Here is a 1,124-nt window from a genome sequence, read left to right as displayed (position 1 = left end):
CTGGGCCCCTGTGTGTTGGGGATGTGTCAGGATGGGAGCGGGCGGGAGATCGTTGGGCCCCAGGTCTTGAAGACCGTGAGCCGGCACGGATCCCCGCCCGCTTGAACACACCCAGCCTGAACAGTTGATCGAGGCCGCGCCAACGGACCTCGCAGCACAGGGAGAGGCACAGAGATGATAACCCCTGGCTACGTCGGAATCGACATCTCCAAACAGTTTCTCGACCTGTTCGACGACAGCCTCGGCACGGCCGAGCGCTGCCCCAATACCCCGCAGGCCATCGCCGGTCTCGTGGCGCGCTGGCACACACGCGACCTCTTCGTCCTGTTCGAGGCCACCGGCGCCTACGATCGGAACCTGCGTCAGGCGCTGGCCGCTGCCGGCATCCGCTTCAGCGCCGTCAATCCGGCTCGTGCCCGCGATTTCGCCCGCGCCACCGGCCGCCTCGCCAAGACCGACAGCCTCGACGCGAGGATGCTCGCCGCCATGGCCAGGGCGCTCCAGCCACAGCCCCAGGCCCCTCACCTTCCTGAGCGCGAAACCCTCGCACGCCTCAACCGGCGCCGCGACCAGCTGGTCGACTGCCGCAAGCGCGAGCGCACCCGCCGCGAGGCCGAGACCGACACCGACCTGCTCGTAGATCTCGACCTGCACATCGCCTTCCTCGACGCCCGCATCGCCGCCGTCGAGGCCCGCATCCGCGCGCTCCTCAATACCCCGGCACTTGCCACCCCGCTCAGGCTGCTGCGCTCCATCCCGGGGGTCGGGCCGGTCGCAGCCGCCGTCCTCCTCGCCCGCATGCCGGAACTCGGCACCACCACCCCGAAGGCGGCGGCCGCCCTCGCTGGCCTCGCCCCGTTCAACGTGGATTCCGGGACCTTCCGCGGCAAGCGCTCCATCCGTGGCGGCCGCAACAGGGTCCGTCAGGCCCTCTACATGGCCGCCGTAACGGCCAGCCGGTGCCATCCCCGGTTCAAGAATGCCTACCAGGCCCTGCGCGCCGCAGGAAAACCACCAAAGCTCGCACTCGTCGCCATCGCCAGACGCATCGTCGTCACCGCAAACGCCCTCCTACGCGACAACGTCACCTTCCAAACCTGACCAGCCCTCAACACAGTTGCCGG

At 69.0% G+C, this 1,124-nt stretch carries 1 protein-coding gene; it reads left to right on the top strand.

The window, feature by feature from the left end; genetic code table 11:
- Window positions 1–174: 174 nt before the first annotated feature.
- Window positions 175–1,101 (top strand): transposase, encoded by a 927-nt coding sequence (locus EJ105_RS27625; RefSeq protein ID WP_250168888.1) that lies wholly within the window; start codon window positions 175–177, stop codon window positions 1,099–1,101.
- Window positions 1,102–1,124 lie beyond the last annotated feature (23 nt).

It is taken from the genome of Xanthobacter aminoxidans (assembly GCF_023571765.1).
Taxonomy (GTDB): domain Bacteria; phylum Pseudomonadota; class Alphaproteobacteria; order Rhizobiales; family Xanthobacteraceae; genus Xanthobacter; species Xanthobacter aminoxidans.
The sequence above is the reverse complement of the archived record's forward strand: the minus strand, read 5'-3'. Positions and strand labels throughout refer to the sequence as shown.

Bases quoted from the DNA above. Each gene is read 5' to 3' on its own strand.
- EJ105_RS27625 (WP_250168888.1), top strand. From the start codon at position 175: ATGATAACCCCTGGCTACGTCGGAATCGACATCTCCAAACAGTTTCTC.